Origin of the sequence: Saliniferula longa, from assembly GCF_050789285.1 — a bacterium.
Taxonomy (GTDB): domain Bacteria; phylum Pseudomonadota; class Alphaproteobacteria; order Rhodobacterales; family Rhodobacteraceae; genus CAVPWP01.
In genome coordinates, this window is the sequence record NZ_JBOUVX010000001.1 from 210,816 (window position 1) to 224,976 (window position 14,161).

The following is a 14,161-nucleotide window of genomic DNA, read 5'->3' on the forward strand; positions in this document are numbered from 1 at the left end:
CCGCAACAGTCTGGAAGCTGTTGCGGGTCGGACACGGTGCGACTCTATATGAAGTGTGCGCGAGCGCGCGCCACGTCGGATCAGTTCGTGCAGGGGATCGGGATTTCCACGACTTCGGCGCCACGGCGGGTGCGCACGGTGCAGACCCGCTCGCGTTCGCGCTGAACGACCTGGGTGCGCTCGATGCCCAGAAGGTCGGACTGGTTCATCGCAACGCCTTCCGAGGTTTCGTCGTCGAAGGTGCCCACAAGGGCAAGCGACAGGCTGCCGGTCGATTGCGCCTGCGCAAGCGAGGCAACCTGCTGCGGCGTGGCTTCGACCGTCACGGTACGCGCCACGGTCGGGCTGTCGCGCTCGGAATCAGCCGACTGGTCGATGGCCAGGATTCGGATGCCCGGCTGGATCAGCTGCGTCACTTCCTGGGCTTCGCCGTCCGCCATCTCGGCGCGGCCCGACCAGTAGACGTCGACCCGGTCGCCGGGCGTCAGGAAGCCTGACACGCCCGAGGCGACGTCGACCCGGATCGCGAAGGCGCGCATCCCCTTGGCAAGACGCGACGACACGCCGGCATCCTCGCCGGGCTCGGTCACCTTCACTTCGAGGACGGCCTCGTCCTTTTCCATCGCACGCAGCACTGTGCGCAGTTCCTCGTCGCCCTTGGGGAAAATGGCCTCGATCGTCTGGAACGCACCCTCGGGCACCGCGTCCTGGGGCCACTTCACCGACCGGACGTCTTCCTTTGTCAGCTTGTCGCCATAGCGCACGGCGCGATTGACCACGAAGACATCGATTGTCGGCACGATGGCGGCACGGGCCGCGCGTTCGCGTTCGAGCTGTTCCTGATAGGTGTTGATATACCCTTGGGCCATGTAGACCGCGAAGCCGGCAAGGCCGAGTCCAACCAGAAGGACCAATCCGAAAATCATACGCATGTTACATTTCCTTCCTACGTCGCGCGTTCACAAGGACCGTTCAGACTTGTCCCACCCCAACGCCATGTGCGGACCCTGACGGGTAATTGTGGCGACAGAATGGACAGAAGGCGGATTCGGCATGAAATGTCGCTGGCGTTGACGGGTATCGCGCACAGTGTCCTGCATGTCACGGCCGACGCTGACCCGACGACCACCAGGCGTGTTGCCACGCCCGAGGGCGGTCGTCGCAGGATCAGTCGGTGCCGGTGCCGTTGAACGCGTTCACGACGGTCTCATCGTAGCCGCCCGCCTGGTTGATGTCGGCATCGATGGCGGCAGTGACGTTGCCAACGCCGCCGGCGACGACCGTGATGACGGCAAGCCCTATCCCGACGATGGCGGCCGTCAGCACGACCCAGTCGACGGTCACGGCGCCGTCCTCATCCTGCGAGAACCGTGAGACGAACTCTTTCACCATTGCGCGGCCCTTCCTGCGATTGGCGTAGATCATTGCCTTCGTTTGACACCGAGAATGTGGCGCTTGTTTGGAGGACCAGGGGTGGGACCACGACATCGGTGGCTGCCCTGGAAACAGTCCGTTCAAGCAAAAACCGCGCCCCCAAGGGAGCGCGGTCTTGTTTCGGCGCAAGCCGTCTGGCTTGCAGCGACCGAGGATTAGTCGGTCCCGCCGCCCGAACCAGCGTTCAGCGCGTTCGTCGCGGTGTCCGAGAAGGTCGACGCACCGGCGAGGTCGCTGTCGATCGCGTCGGTCACGTTGCCGATCGAGCCGGCGACAGCGGTCAGCACGGCGATGCCGAGGCCGACGATCGCGGCGGTCAGCACGACCCAGTCAACCGTCACGGCGCCGGATTCGTCGTTCTTGAAGGTCTTCACAAGCTTGAACAGTTCCATCATTCCCTCCGTTCATACGTAAGCTCTGTTGCACTCACCTCAGCGGGTCATTCCGGAGTGTCCTTTGAACCGGTCGCCGCGTTGGCATGGGCTCATAAAGACCCTTGATTGGGGCAAGAGTTTGGCTTGGATCGTACCTTTTTGCAGAACCCCAAGAAATCTGCTGGAATCCGCTCATCCCACGGAAAGTAAACAAGAAAATTCTTTTTCGAACTTTTCGCAAGCGGGCAACTCGGCCAAAGCCGGGGCTTTTTGGTCTCAGTTGGGCAACAATCGCCGCGCAACGGATGGTTTTTCCACGACTTCTTGGGCACGTTGTCGAAAAACGACCCGAGGCAGACCAGCATGAACCCGGCAGCTCGCATCCCTGCGACGGTTGCGCTTTGTGCCTTCGTCTTGATGGCGGGGGCGATGGCGGCGGCCCAGACCGCCCCGGCCGCGCCCGAGGAGGGCGCACCCTCCGTGCCCGCGCCCTCCGCGCCCGCGCCCTTCCCGGAGGTTCAGTCGAAACGGCTGAAACCCCCCGCGCCTGGAACGACGAAGCGCATCACCGTGCAGCTGACCGAGCTTCCCGATTTCCGCCAGACCCCCGGCCCGATGACGATTCCGCCCGGACCGGGCGGTCCCTGGCGCCAGGACGAGGGCCCGCAGATGCCGGGCGCCTTCGACTGGTACTGGGCGTCGGTTTCGCCCTCGCTGGCCGAAAGCGGTCCGGCCCGCGTGACCCGCGCGATCGAGATGATCGCGCAGGGTCCCGATGGCCAGCCGTCCGCCGCCCCGCGGCTTCAGTCGCTTCAGCAGATCGCCGACCGCCACGGCGTCGACATCCTCAAGGCCACGATCGGAACGCGGGTGTCGCCCGCGCTTGTGCTTGCCATGATCTCGGTGGAAAGCGCCGGTCGGACCGAGGCGGTGAGCAGCGCGGGGGCGGTGGGGCTGATGCAACTCATGCCTGCGACGGCCGAGCGCTTCGGCGTCGCCGACCGCACCAAGCCGCACGAGAACATCCGCGGGGGCGTGGCCTACATGGATTGGCTTCTGAACGAATTCCGGGGCGACGCCGTGATGGCGCTGGCCGGCTACAACGCCGGCGAGAACGCGGTGAAGAAACACGAAGGCGTGCCGCCCTACGCCGAAACCCGCGCCTACGTGCCCAAGGTGCTTGCCGCGTGGACGGTGGCGCGCGGGCTGTGCCTGACCCCGCCCGAGCTTCTCAGCGATCCCTGCGTCTTCGTCGGGCGCCAGGCTGTCCGCTCGAACTGAGGGGGCTTGGCCAGTCGGCGCTTCAACGAACGGGTGGCCCGGAAAGGAAAATGCCGCCGGGCGTCAGATCAGGGGCAACGCACCGGCGGCAGGAGGGACTGAGGTGCAATTACACTGCTCTCGCCATTGGTTCGGGTATAGCGCCGGAATGCGTCGAAATTGTGTTCTGTTTCCCGCGCGGCCCTGCCTGCGCGGCGGAGGACAGGCGCACGATCAGACGGAAAAGACGTCGGCCCATTCCGGGTGACGGGCCCTCCAGCCGTTGACGAATGGGCAAAGCGGAACGATGCGCACGTGTTCCGCCCGGGCATCGGCCACCAGACGGCGGACAAGCGCGTCGGCCACGCCCTGACCGCGCCAGACGTCCGGCACGCCGGTATGGTCGGCGATGATGAGGGCGGGCGAGGCGATCGAATAGGTCAGTTCGGCCTCATGCCCGTCCTTGCGCCGCACATACCGGCCGCGGCTGCCCTCGACCTCGCGCAGGATCTCGTCAGACAATGGTGGCTTCCGTCGCGGCGATCATCGCGTCCCGCGTCACGCCGGGGGCGAGTTCGACAACGTGCAGGCCCTTGTGGGTGACATCGAGCACGCCAAGGTTCGTGATGATGCGGTCGACGACGCCCTTGCCGGTCAGCGGCAGCGTGCACTCGCGCAGCACCTTCGATTCGCCGGCCTTGTTCGTGTGGTCCATCACCACGACGACCCGCCCCACGCCGGCGACAAGATCCATCGCGCCGCCCATGCCCTTCACCAGCTTGCCCGGGATCATCCAGTTCGCCAGGTCGCCCTTCTCGGACACTTCCATCGCGCCAAGGATCGCCATCGCGATCTTGCCGCCCCGGATCATCCCGAAGGACGTCGCGCTGTCGAAATAGGCGGTGTTGGGCAGTTCCGTGATGGTCTGCTTTCCCGCATTGATGAGATCGGGATCCTCGTCGCCCTCAAGCGGGAAGGGCCCCATGCCCAGCATCCCGTTCTCGGACTGAAGCGTCACGCTCACGCCTTTGGGGATGTAGTTCGGCACCAGGGTCGGGATTCCGATCCCGAGGTTCACGTATGTGCCGTCTTCGAGCTCTCGCGCGGCGCGCGCCGCCATCTGGTTGCGGTCCCAGGGCATCAGGCTTCCTCCCGCTTGCGCACGGTGCGCTGCTCGATCCGTTTCTCGTGCTGGCCCTGGATCAGGCGGTGCACGTAGATGCCGGGCAGGTGGACGTGATCGGGGTCAAGGCTGCCCACCGGCACGATCTCTTCCACTTCCATCACGCAGACCCGGCCGCACATCGCCGCCGGCGGATTGAAGTTGCGTGCCGTCTTGCGGAAGATCGCGTTGCCGCTTTCGTCGGCCTTCCAGGCCTTGACGATGGCGAGATCGGCGAAGATCCCGCGCTCGAGGATGTAGGTCTCGCCGCCGAAGTCCTTGTGCTCCTTGCCCTCGGCGATCACGGTGCCGACGCCGGTGCGGGTGTAGAAGCCGGGAATGCCGGCCCCGCCCGCGCGCATGCGTTCGGCCAGCGTGCCCTGCGGCGTGAATTCAAGCTCAAGCTCGCCCGACAGGTACTGGCGCATGAATTCGGCGTTCTCGCCCACGTAGGACGAGATCATCTTGCGCACTTGGCGCGTCTGAAGAAGGATGCCGATCCCGAAATCGTCGACGCCCGCGTTGTTCGAGGCGAAGGTAAGGTCCTTCACCCCTGAGGCGCGGATCGCCTCGAGAAGAAGTTCGGGAATGCCACACAGGCCGAAGCCGCCCGAGGCAATGACCATCCCGTCCTTCAACAGACCGTCCAGCGCCTCGGCCGCCGAGCCATAGACCTTCTTCATGCGTCTCTCCCTGCCTGAGCGTGAAGCCGCCGCCGTTGTGACGCGCGCGCCCCCCTCTGTCAATCGAGACGCCGCAGCGCAGAAAGGGCGATCAGGCCGTCTTCTTCCCGGCGGACGGTTTCGCCGCCCGCTTCGCCGCCGGCTTCGCCCCTGCCTTCGGACTGGTCTTCGCGCGGGCCTTGGAACCGGCCTTGGAACCGGCCTTCGAACCGGCCTTGGCGCTCCCCTTCTTGCCGGCCTTGGCCGCGATGAGGTCAAGCGCCATCTCAAGCGTCACGGACGCGGGGTCGGTCCCCTTGGGCAGGGTGGCGTTGACCTTTTCCCACTTCACGTAAGGCCCGTAACGGCCATCAAGCACCTGGATCGCGCCGCCCTTTTCGGGGTGGGGGCCGAAGTCCTTCAGCGCGGCCGCCGGTGCCGCACGCCCGCGCCCGCCGCGCCCGGCGGCTTTCTGGGCCAGAACCTCGACCGCGCGGTTCATGCCGATGGTGAAGACCTCGTCGACCTCGGGCAGGTTCGCGTAAAGCTTGCCGTGCTTGACGTAGGGCCCATAGCGGCCGATCCCGGCCTCGACCAGTTCGCCGTCCTCGGGGTGGGGGCCGATCTCGCGCGGCAGGCTGAGAAGGGTCACCGCCTTGGCCAGGTCGATGTCGTCGGGTGCCCAGCCCTTGGGCAGGCTGGCGCGCGGCGGCTTGGGGGCGTCCTCGGTCGCATGGCCGCGCTGGACATAGGGCCCGAAGCGGCCGTTGAAGAGCCGAATCTCGTCGTCCGCGTCCACGCCCAGAAGCTTGCCGTCCGGCCCGATCGCGTCGCCCTCATCCATGCCCGGGGGGCCGAAGGGGCGAGTATAGCGGCATTCGGGGTAGTTCGAGCAGCCGATGAACGCCCCGCCCGAGCGCGCCGTGCGCATCGACAGCCGGCCCTCGCCGCAGACCGGGCAGGCGCGGGGGTCGGACCCGTCCTCGGTCGGAGGGAAGAGGTGGGGCTCGAGCACCTCGTTGATCTTTTCGAGCACCTCGGTGATCCGCAGCTCGGTCGTCTCGGCCAGGGCGGCGGCGAAGTCGCGCCAGAACCTGCCCAGAACCTCCTGCCAGTCGCGGGTGCCGTTGGTGATGTCGTCGAGCTCTTCTTCAAGCTCGGCGGTGAATTCGTAGCCCACGTACTTGCGGAAATAGTTCACCAGGAAGGCCGTCACCAGCCGGCCCTTGTCCTCGGGGATCAGGCGGCCCTTGTCCTTGCTGACATAGCCACGGTCCTGGATCGTGGTCACGATCGAGGCATAGGTCGACGGCCGGCCGATCCCAAGCTCTTCCATGCGTTTCACCAGTGTCGCCTCGGTGTATCGCGGGGGGGGCTGGGTGAAGTGCTGCTCGGGCGTGATGTCGCGCTTTTCGGCCGTCTCGCCCTGCATGATCTGGGGCAGGCGGGCGTCGTCGCCGTCCTCGGCGCCCCTGTCGCCGTCGAGAGGGGCGTCGTCGCGGCCTTCCTGATAGACCTTGATGAAGCCGTCGAAAAGCACCACCTGGCCGGTTGCCCGCAGAGCGACCTGCCCATCGCGCGAGGCGATGTCGACCGTGGTGCGTTCAAGCCGCGCCGCCGCCATCTGGCTGGCCAGCGTCCGCTTCCAGATCAGGTCGTACAACTTGCGCTGGTCGGCATCGGTCAGCTTCAGCTGGCCGGCGTCGCGGCGCATGTCGGTGGGGCGGATGCATTCATGCGCTTCCTGCGCGTTCTTGGCCTTGTTCTTGTACATCCGCGGGCTGTCGGGAAGGTAGTCGGCCCCGAAGCGGTCGCGGATCGCGTCGCGGGCGGCCATCACCGCCTCGGGGGCCATGTCGATGCCGTCGGTCCGCATGTAGGTGATCAGACCCGCCTCATAGAGGCGCTGGGCCGCCTGCATGGTCTGGCGCGCGCCGAAGCCGAACTTGCGGCTGGCCTCCTGCTGAAGGGTCGAGGTCATGAAGGGCGCGGACGGGTTGCGGTTGGCGGGCTTGGCCTCGACCGACGTGACGAACAGATCGCGCGATCGCACCGCCTGCACGGCCAGCTCGGCCGCGGTTTCGGTCGCGATGTCGAACTTGTCGAGCTTCCGTCCGCCAAGAACCGTCAGCCGGGCCTCGAATTCCTGCCCGCGCGGCGTGGCCAGACGGGCCTTGACCGTCCAGTACTCCTGGGCGCGGAAGGCCTCGATCTCCATCTCGCGCTCGACGATGAGGCGCAGGCAGACCGACTGCACGCGTCCTGCCGACTTCGCGCCGGGCAACTTGCGCCAGAGCACCGGCGACAGGTTGAAGCCCACCAGATAGTCGAGTGCGCGGCGCGCCAGGTAGGCGTGCACAAGCTCCATGTCGATGCCGCGGGGCGCCTTCATCGCCTCGGTTACCGCGCGTTCGGTGATCGCGTTGAAGACGACACGGCTGACCGGGGTGTCCTTTTTCAGCGCCTTGCGGTCGCGCAGCGCCTCTTCGAGGTGCCAGCTGATCGCCTCGCCCTCGCGGTCGGGGTCGGTGGCGAGGATGAGCGCGTTGTCCGTCTTCAGGGCGTCGGCGATCGCCTTGAGGTGCTTGCGGCTGTCGGCAGCGACTTCCCAGGACATCTCGAAGGCGTGGTTGGTGTCGACCGATCCGTCCTTGGCGGGAAGGTCGCGGACATGTCCGTACGAGGCGAGGACAGTGTAGTCGGGACCGAGGTACTTGTTGATCGTCTTGGCCTTGGCGGGGGATTCGACGACGACGACTGGCATGAAGGTCCCTTTGGCGAATGACGGCGCTTCATGTGGGACCGGGACGGTCTTTGTCAACGCCGCTTGCGGGGCGTCCGGGGCGGGCAATTCGCCCGGCCCTTAAGGGCCGCGGTCAGGAGGCGCGCGTCAGAAGGCCGCCCGGCTGCCGTTCGATGCGTCCCTCAAGCTCGAGCGTGACAAGCTCGGGCGTCACCGCCGAGGCCGGTCGCCCGAGGTCGCGAATCAACTGGTCCTCGGCCAGCGGGCTTGGGCCGAGGCGCGACAGGATCTCGCCGTGAAGCGCGGCGGTCTCCTTCAGCGTGCGCCGTTCGGCCGCTGCCGCGGGGATCGGCGTTTCCGGCGCGGCGGCCGCGTCGCGTTCGGCGTCCGCGACGGGACGCGCCGGCAACGCGAGCGCTTCGAACACGTCGCGCGATCCGCGCACAAGCGCGGCGCCGTCTCGGATCAGCATGTTGCAGCCCGCCGCGCGCGCGTCGAACGGATGACCCGGCACCGCCAGCACATCCCGCCCGAGGTCGAGCGCGGCGCGCGCGGTGATCAGGCTGCCCGATTTCGTTGCCGCCTCGACCACGACGAGGGCCTGGACGAGGCCCGCGATGATACGGTTCCGGCGGGGGAAATGGCGCGCCTGCGGGGTCAGGTGCATCGGCTCTTCGGAAAGCCGAAGCCCCTTCTCGGCGATCTCCTGCGCCAGCACGGCGTTCTCGGGCGGATAGATTGCATCGACCCCGCCGGCCATGACCGCGACGGTGCCGCGGGCAAGCGACGCGCGATGCGCCTCGGTGTCGATGCCACGCGCCAGGCCCGAGACGACCACGACCCCGGCCTCGGACAGGTCCGCGGCCAGCTTGCGCGCCATGCGCAGCCCAAGCGACGACGCGTTCCGCGCGCCCACAAGGGCCACCGTGGGGCGCGCGAGAAGCGCGGTGTCGCCCATCACCCACAGAAGCGGCGGCGCTTCGGGGGTCTCGGCCAGCAGGGTGGGATACCCGGGCGTGCCGATCGCGACCAGGCGCGCGCCCGCGCGCCGGCCGCCTTCGATTTCGGCCAGGGCGACCTCGGGCGGGCAGGGGGCATAGTCGTCGACGCCGGCGGCACGCGCGACCTCGGGCAGCGCGGCAAGCGCCGCCCGGGCCGACCCGTGTTCCGTGAGCAATCTGTAGAAGGTCGTCACGCCGACCCGGCGCGAGCGCAAGAGGCGAAGCCAGTCCGGCAATTCTTCCTCGGTGAGGGGTGGGGTGAGTGAGGGGGTGGAAGAAGTGGAAAGATCCTTCACCGTCCTGTCTCCGCCTGCTTGCAGGGCCATTTGGACGCGAATCAGTTAATGGGCCGTTAAGCCCCGAACAGATGAGAAGATTTCCCTGCTCCGGCGTCCGCTGTCAGGCCGAGCCGCCCACCGTCAGCCCGCCGATTAGCAGCGTCGGCTGGCCCACGCCCACCGGCACCCATTGCCCGGCCTTGCCGCAGTTGCCGATCCCGGGATCGAGCGCCATGTCGTTTCCGATCGCGCGGATCTGGCGCAGCGAGGTCGGACCGTCGCCGATCAGCGTGGCGCCCTTCACCGGCGCGCCGACCTTGCCGTTCTGCACACGATAGGCCTCGGTGCAGGAAAAGACGAACTTGCCGCTGGTGATGTCGACCTGACCGCCGCCGAAGCCCACAGCGTAGATGCCGTCTTTCAACTCGGCGACGATGTCGTCGGGGGCGGCATCGCCTGACAGCATGTAGGTGTTCGTCATCCGCGGCATCGGCGCGTGCGCGTGGCTTTCACGCCGGCCGTTGCCGGTGGGGGCCACCCCCATCAGACGGGCGTTCTGCCGGTCCTGCATGAAGCCGACAAGGATGCCGTCCTCGATCAGCACCGTCCGGTTCGACGGCGTGCCCTCGTCATCCACCGTGATCGACCCGCGGCGGTCGGGAATCGTTCCGTCGTCAAGGACCGTCACGCCCTTCGCGGCGACCTGCTGGCCCATGAGGCCGGCGAAGGCCGAGGTGCCCTTGCGATTGAAGTCGCCCTCAAGGCCGTGTCCCACAGCCTCGTGCAGAAGGATGCCCGGCCAGCCCGGACCAAGCGCCACGTCCATCATCCCCGCCGGCGCCGGGACCGCCTCGAGGTTCACAAGTGCGATCCGCAGCGCCTCGCGCGCCACCCCCTGCCAGTGATGCGGCTCCAGCAGCATGGCAAGCCCGGCCCGGCCGCCACCGCCCGACGAGCCGCTTTCGCGGCGTCCGGCCCGTTCGACGATGACGCTGACGTTCAGCCGCGCCATCGGGCGCTGGTCGGTCACGGGCACGCCGTCGGCGCGCAGGATCACCACCTCCTGGATCGAGGCCGCGACCGTGGCTGAAACCTGCACCACGCGGGGATCGAGCGCGCGCGCGAAGGCGTCGATCTCGCGCAGGGTGTCGACCTTGGCTGCGAAGGCGGCGTCCGCGATCGGGTCGCGGTCGGTGTAGAGACGGCGGTTGGTCGCGGCGGGCGCGGGGGCCAGCGCACCGCCGCCATCGCCGATGGCAAGGCGCACGGTGTCGACCGCTCGGGCGATGGCGCGGTCCGAGATCTCGGTCGAATGGGCATAGCCCGTGGTCTCGTCCCGGACGGCGCGCAGGCCGAAGCCTTCGGCGGCGTCGTAGCTTGCCGTCTTCAGCCGGCCGTCGTCGAAGACCAGCGCTTCGGACCGGCGGCGTTCAAGGAAAAGCTCGCCGTCGTCGCCTCCGGCCACCGCCCGGCGGACAAGCGCACGCGCGTCGTCGGCGCCAAGATGCGTCTCGAAGGGGCGGAACAAGGTGGAATCGGTCATCGGTGTCCTTTCGGCGCGGTGCGGGCCGGCGGTTGCCGAAGCCGGCAGAAGCGTCCGTTTGACGCAAACCGCAGGGCTTGCACCGCCGGGACATATATGATGTTTGAAGGCGCGAAAACAACGGACCGGGCGGCAAGCCCCGGCTCTCCCGCGGCTAGGCGGGACCATCGAAGAAAACGACTGAAGAAGATCACTGGCGAACAGGATTGAGAGAAATGCGTCTGAACTCCCGTCTGATGGCATATGTCACCGCCGCGTCGACCCTTATGGCCGCCGCTTCGGCGCAGGCCCAGGCCACTGTCGAGGGGCTCGATATCATCGGCGCGCCGGTCGACCGGGCCATCGGCTTCCAGCCCGCGGCGACCTCGATCGCCGAGGACCTGCAGTGGCTTGACGGCTTCATCCTGGTCATCATCACGGCCATCGTCCTGTTCGTGACGGCGCTTCTGGTGGTCGTGGTGGTCCGCTACAATCGCCGCGCCAACCCCACGCCCGCGACGTTTACCCACAACACCCCGATCGAGGTGACCTGGACCGTCGTGCCGATCGTGATCCTTGTCTTCATCGGGGCCTTCTCGTTGCCGGTCCTGTTCAAGGAGCAGGTGATTCCGGAAGCCGAAGTGACGATCAAGGCGACCGGGTATCAGTGGTTCTGGGGCTACGAGTACCCTGACGAGGGGTTCGCGTTCGACAGCTTCATGCTGCCGCGCGAAGAGCTTGAGGCGAATGGCTACACCCAGGATGAGTACCGCCTTGCGACCGACACGGCGATGGTGGTGCCCACCGGCAAGCGCGTCGTGGTGCTGGTGACGGCCGCCGACGTGATCCACAGCTGGACGATCCCGGCCTTCGGCGTGAAGCAGGACGGCGTTCCCGGCCGCCTCGCCGCCCTCTGGTTCGAGGTCGAGCCGGGCAAGGAAGGGATCTATTTCGGCCAGTGCTCGGAACTGTGCGGCAAGGACCATGCCTTCATGCCGATCACCGTGAAGGCCGTGACCGAGGCCGAATACGAGGACTGGCTGTCCCGCGCGGCCGAGGAATACGCGGGCAAGCCGCGCATGCTGGATGTTGCGTCGGCCGACTGAGGCCGATGCACCCTGACAGACGCAGGCAGTCCCGATGACAGACGCAACCGTCACGATCCGCGAGCAAGAGGCCCAGTTCGGAGATTACTTCGCGCTGCTGAAGCCGCGTGTCATGTCGCTTGTGGTCTTCACCGCGCTCGTCGGCCTGATTGTCGCGCCGGTTCCGGTGCATCCCTTCGTGGGGTTCTGCGCGATCCTCTTCATCGCGGTCGGCGCCGGTGCGTCCGGCGCGCTCAACATGTGGTGGGACGCCGATATCGATGCGGTGATGCGTCGGACCGCGAAGCGCCCTGTGCCGTCGGGCAAGGTGACCCCAGACGAGGCGCTGGCGATCGGCGTGGCGTTGTCGGGCCTGTCGGTCGTGATGCTGGCGCTTGCCACCAACCTGATGGCGGCGGCGCTTCTGGCCTTCACCATCTTCTTCTACGCCGTGATCTACACGATGTGGCTGAAGCGCTGGACGCCGCAGAACATCGTGATCGGCGGCGCGGCCGGGGCGTTCCCGCCGATGATCGGGTGGGTGGCCGCGACCGGGTCGATCTCGGTCGAGGCGGCGCTGATGTTCGCGCTGATCTTCATGTGGACGCCGCCGCACTTCTGGGCGCTCGCGCTTTTCATGCGTTCGGACTACGACGACGCCGGCGTTCCGATGCTGACCGTCACGCACGGCCGCCGCGTCACGCGGACTCACATCCTGGCCTATACCGTCCTTCTGGTTCCGGTCGCCGTGGGCCTTGGCCTGAGCGGCGTGGGCGGACCGGTGACGCTGGTCGCCGCGCTGGCGCTCAACGCCTGGTTCCTCAAGGGCGCGATCGCGATCTGGCGTCGCGACGAAGCCACCGCCGAGGCCGATGCCTATGCCGTCGAAAAGCGGTTCTTCCGTTTTTCGCTGTCCTATCTCTTCCTGCACTTCGGGGCGCTGGTCGCCGACGCGGCGCTTCGCGGATTTGGGGTGATCTGATGGCGATCCGGGCCACGCACGAACTTCACCAGCGGCGCGCCTCGCGCAACATCGGCGTGGGCCTCGTGCTTGTCGCCTTCATTGCGGTGATGTTCGGCCTCACGGTGGTCAAGATCCGCAGCGGCGCCAGCATGGAGGCCTTCGACCATGTCGTGCGCCCCTCGATCACGGTCAGCGAATGAGGGCGGGCGGATGAAGATGCGGCGCCTCTCGGACAAATCGCGCACCTTGGTGCAGCTGGTGGCGGTGGTCCTGTTCATGGGCTCGCTCGGCTTTGCCTCGGTGCCGCTTTACGACTGGTTCTGCCGTGTCACGGGCTTCGGCGGCGAGACCGGCGTGGCCGAAGCCGGGTCCGAGACCATCCTCGACCAGACCATCAAGGTCCGGTTCGACGCTTCGCTCGAGCGCGGCATGCCGTGGGAGTTCCGCCCGGTGCAGATCGAAATGGACCTGCGCATCGGCGAGACCGGGCTGGCCTTCTACGAGGCCTACAACCCGACCGACCAAGCGGTGGCGGGAACCGCCAGCTACAACGTCGCCCCCTTCGAGGCGGGCGGCTTCTTCACCAAGATCGACTGCTTCTGCTTCGAGATGCAGGTGCTTGGCCCGGGGGAGCGGGTGCTGATGCCCGTGACCTTCTTCGTCGATCCCAAGATGGTCGAGGACCGCGACGCCAAGTTCGTGAAAACCATCACGCTCAGCTACACCTTCCACGAAACGGCCTTGCCGGACGACTATGCCGCCTTGCCGGTCGCCGCGGGCGATGGCTACAACTAAGAAAACGGGACACCGGGAGCCTCCAGACATGGCGCACGCAAAGAACCACGACTACCACATCCTGCCACCGTCGATCTGGCCCTTCCTGTCGGCGGTTTCGGCCTTCATCATGCTTTTCGGGGCCGTGCTGTGGATGGCCAACGGCGTGCCGTGGCTGTTCTGGATCGGCTTCGTGGGCGTGCTGTACTGCATGTTCGGCTGGTGGTCGGACGTGATCCGCGAATCGAACGCGGGCGATCACACCCCGGTGGTGAGGATCGGCCTGCGCTATGGCTTCATCATGTTCATCATGTCGGAAGTCATGTTCTTCGCGGCGTGGTTCTGGTCGTTCTTCAAGCACGCGCTCTACCCGATGAACGAATACGTCGGCTCGACCTACGTGCCGCCCGACTTCTATCACCTCGACCCGCTGCACCTGCCGCTCATCAACACGCTCATCCTGCTTCTGTCGGGCTGCGCGGTGACCTGGGCGCACCACGAACTGGTGCATGGCGGAAGCCGCAAGAACGTGGCGAATGGCCTGATCATCGCGGTCCTGCTGGGCGTGCTCTTCACCGCCTTCCAGGCCTACGAATACCGCTATCTGCTGGTCACGCAGGACTGGACCTTCGGAGGTGACAAGTTCTTCTCGAACTTCTTCATGGCCACGGGGTTTCACGGGATGCACGTGATCATCGGGACGATCTTCCTGTTCGTCTGCTGGCTGCGCGTGCGCGCCGGCCACTTCACCGCCGAAAAGCACATCGGCTTCGAAGCCGCTGCCTGGTACTGGCACTTCGTCGACGTGGTCTGGCTGTTCCTTTTCTTCGCGATCTACCTCTGGGGCATCGGGCTTCCCGGCCACTGAGCGCCGGCGCCCTCGGGCGCGCGGTTCACTGACC

At 66.8% G+C, this 14,161-nt stretch carries 15 protein-coding genes; 6 read left to right on the top strand and 9 right to left on the bottom strand.

From position 1 onward, the window contains the following. Positions 1-80 precede the first annotated feature (80 nt). The 3 genes from cpaB to ACRDNQ_RS00915 form a co-directional block, all read right to left on the bottom strand. Positions 81-932, bottom strand: coding sequence for a Flp pilus assembly protein CpaB (gene cpaB, locus ACRDNQ_RS00905; RefSeq protein WP_431826736.1), 852 nt, complete (start codon positions 930-932; stop codon positions 81-83). A gap of 235 nt (positions 933-1,167) precedes the next feature. Further along, on the bottom strand, positions 1,168-1,392 hold the full coding sequence (locus ACRDNQ_RS00910) for a Flp family type IVb pilin (protein WP_431826737.1): 225 nt from the start codon (positions 1,390-1,392) through the stop codon (positions 1,168-1,170). A 197-nt stretch (positions 1,393-1,589) separates the two neighbouring features. Next, on the bottom strand, positions 1,590-1,826 hold the full coding sequence (locus ACRDNQ_RS00915; RefSeq protein ID WP_431826738.1) for a Flp family type IVb pilin: 237 nt from the start codon (positions 1,824-1,826) through the stop codon (positions 1,590-1,592). A gap of 345 nt (positions 1,827-2,171) precedes the next feature. Here ACRDNQ_RS00915 and ACRDNQ_RS00920 point away from each other — a divergent pair, with 345 nt between their 5' ends. Beyond that, a complete protein-coding gene (locus ACRDNQ_RS00920) occupies positions 2,172-3,089 on the top strand; it encodes a lytic transglycosylase domain-containing protein (protein WP_431826739.1) in 918 nt (305 codons plus the stop codon). A 213-nt stretch (positions 3,090-3,302) separates the two neighbouring features. On the opposite strand, the gene ACRDNQ_RS00925 is transcribed toward ACRDNQ_RS00920, so the two are convergent. From ACRDNQ_RS00925 to tldD, 6 genes are all read right to left on the bottom strand, one after another. Beyond that, a complete protein-coding gene (locus ACRDNQ_RS00925) occupies positions 3,303-3,590 on the bottom strand; it encodes a GNAT family N-acetyltransferase (RefSeq protein WP_431826740.1) in 288 nt (95 codons plus the stop codon). Beyond that, positions 3,583-4,209 (bottom strand): 3-oxoacid CoA-transferase subunit B, encoded by a 627-nt coding sequence (locus ACRDNQ_RS00930; RefSeq protein WP_431826741.1) that lies wholly within the window; start codon positions 4,207-4,209, stop codon positions 3,583-3,585. Before ACRDNQ_RS00930 ends, ACRDNQ_RS00925 begins: the two co-directional genes overlap by 8 nt. Beyond that, positions 4,209-4,913 carry a CoA transferase subunit A gene (locus tag ACRDNQ_RS00935; RefSeq protein WP_431826742.1) on the bottom strand — a complete coding sequence of 235 codons (705 nt, stop codon included), beginning with the start codon at positions 4,911-4,913 and terminating at the stop codon, positions 4,209-4,211. The genes ACRDNQ_RS00930 and ACRDNQ_RS00935 overlap by 1 nt, the downstream gene beginning before the upstream one ends. Before the next feature lie 91 nt (positions 4,914-5,004). Continuing rightward, the gene (topA, locus tag ACRDNQ_RS00940) at positions 5,005-7,656 is read right to left on the bottom strand and encodes a type I DNA topoisomerase (protein ID WP_431826743.1); all 2,652 of its coding nucleotides are present in this window, start codon (positions 7,654-7,656) and stop codon (positions 5,005-5,007) included. A gap of 112 nt (positions 7,657-7,768) precedes the next feature. Continuing rightward, the gene (gene dprA, locus ACRDNQ_RS00945) at positions 7,769-8,962 is read right to left on the bottom strand and encodes a DNA-processing protein DprA (RefSeq protein ID WP_431826744.1); all 1,194 of its coding nucleotides are present in this window, start codon (positions 8,960-8,962) and stop codon (positions 7,769-7,771) included. 73 nt (positions 8,963-9,035) lie between these two features. Continuing rightward, positions 9,036-10,457, bottom strand: coding sequence for a metalloprotease TldD (gene tldD, locus ACRDNQ_RS00950; RefSeq protein WP_431826745.1), 1,422 nt, complete (start codon positions 10,455-10,457; stop codon positions 9,036-9,038). Between the two features lie 266 nt (positions 10,458-10,723). Between tldD and coxB the strand changes: the two genes are divergently transcribed. The 5 genes from coxB to ACRDNQ_RS00975 are packed head-to-tail and all read left to right on the top strand — an operon-like array spanning position 10,724 to position 14,127. Further along, entirely contained in the window at positions 10,724-11,542 is an 819-nt protein-coding gene (gene coxB, locus ACRDNQ_RS00955) for a cytochrome c oxidase subunit II (RefSeq protein ID WP_431827833.1), read from the top strand. A gap of 34 nt (positions 11,543-11,576) precedes the next feature. After that, complete coding sequence (gene cyoE / locus ACRDNQ_RS00960; RefSeq protein ID WP_431826746.1) at positions 11,577-12,503, top strand: heme o synthase; 927 nt, start codon at positions 11,577-11,579, stop codon at positions 12,501-12,503. Then, entirely contained in the window at positions 12,503-12,685 is a 183-nt protein-coding gene (locus ACRDNQ_RS00965; RefSeq protein WP_431826747.1) for a hypothetical protein, read from the top strand. Before cyoE ends, ACRDNQ_RS00965 begins: the two co-directional genes overlap by 1 nt. A 10-nt stretch (positions 12,686-12,695) precedes the next feature. Beyond that, complete coding sequence (locus ACRDNQ_RS00970) at positions 12,696-13,280, top strand: cytochrome c oxidase assembly protein (protein ID WP_431826748.1); 585 nt, start codon at positions 12,696-12,698, stop codon at positions 13,278-13,280. Between the two features lie 28 nt (positions 13,281-13,308). Beyond that, positions 13,309-14,127 carry a cytochrome c oxidase subunit 3 gene (locus tag ACRDNQ_RS00975; RefSeq protein WP_431826749.1) on the top strand — a complete coding sequence of 273 codons (819 nt, stop codon included), beginning with the start codon at positions 13,309-13,311 and terminating at the stop codon, positions 14,125-14,127. Positions 14,128-14,161: the final 34 nt, after the last annotated feature.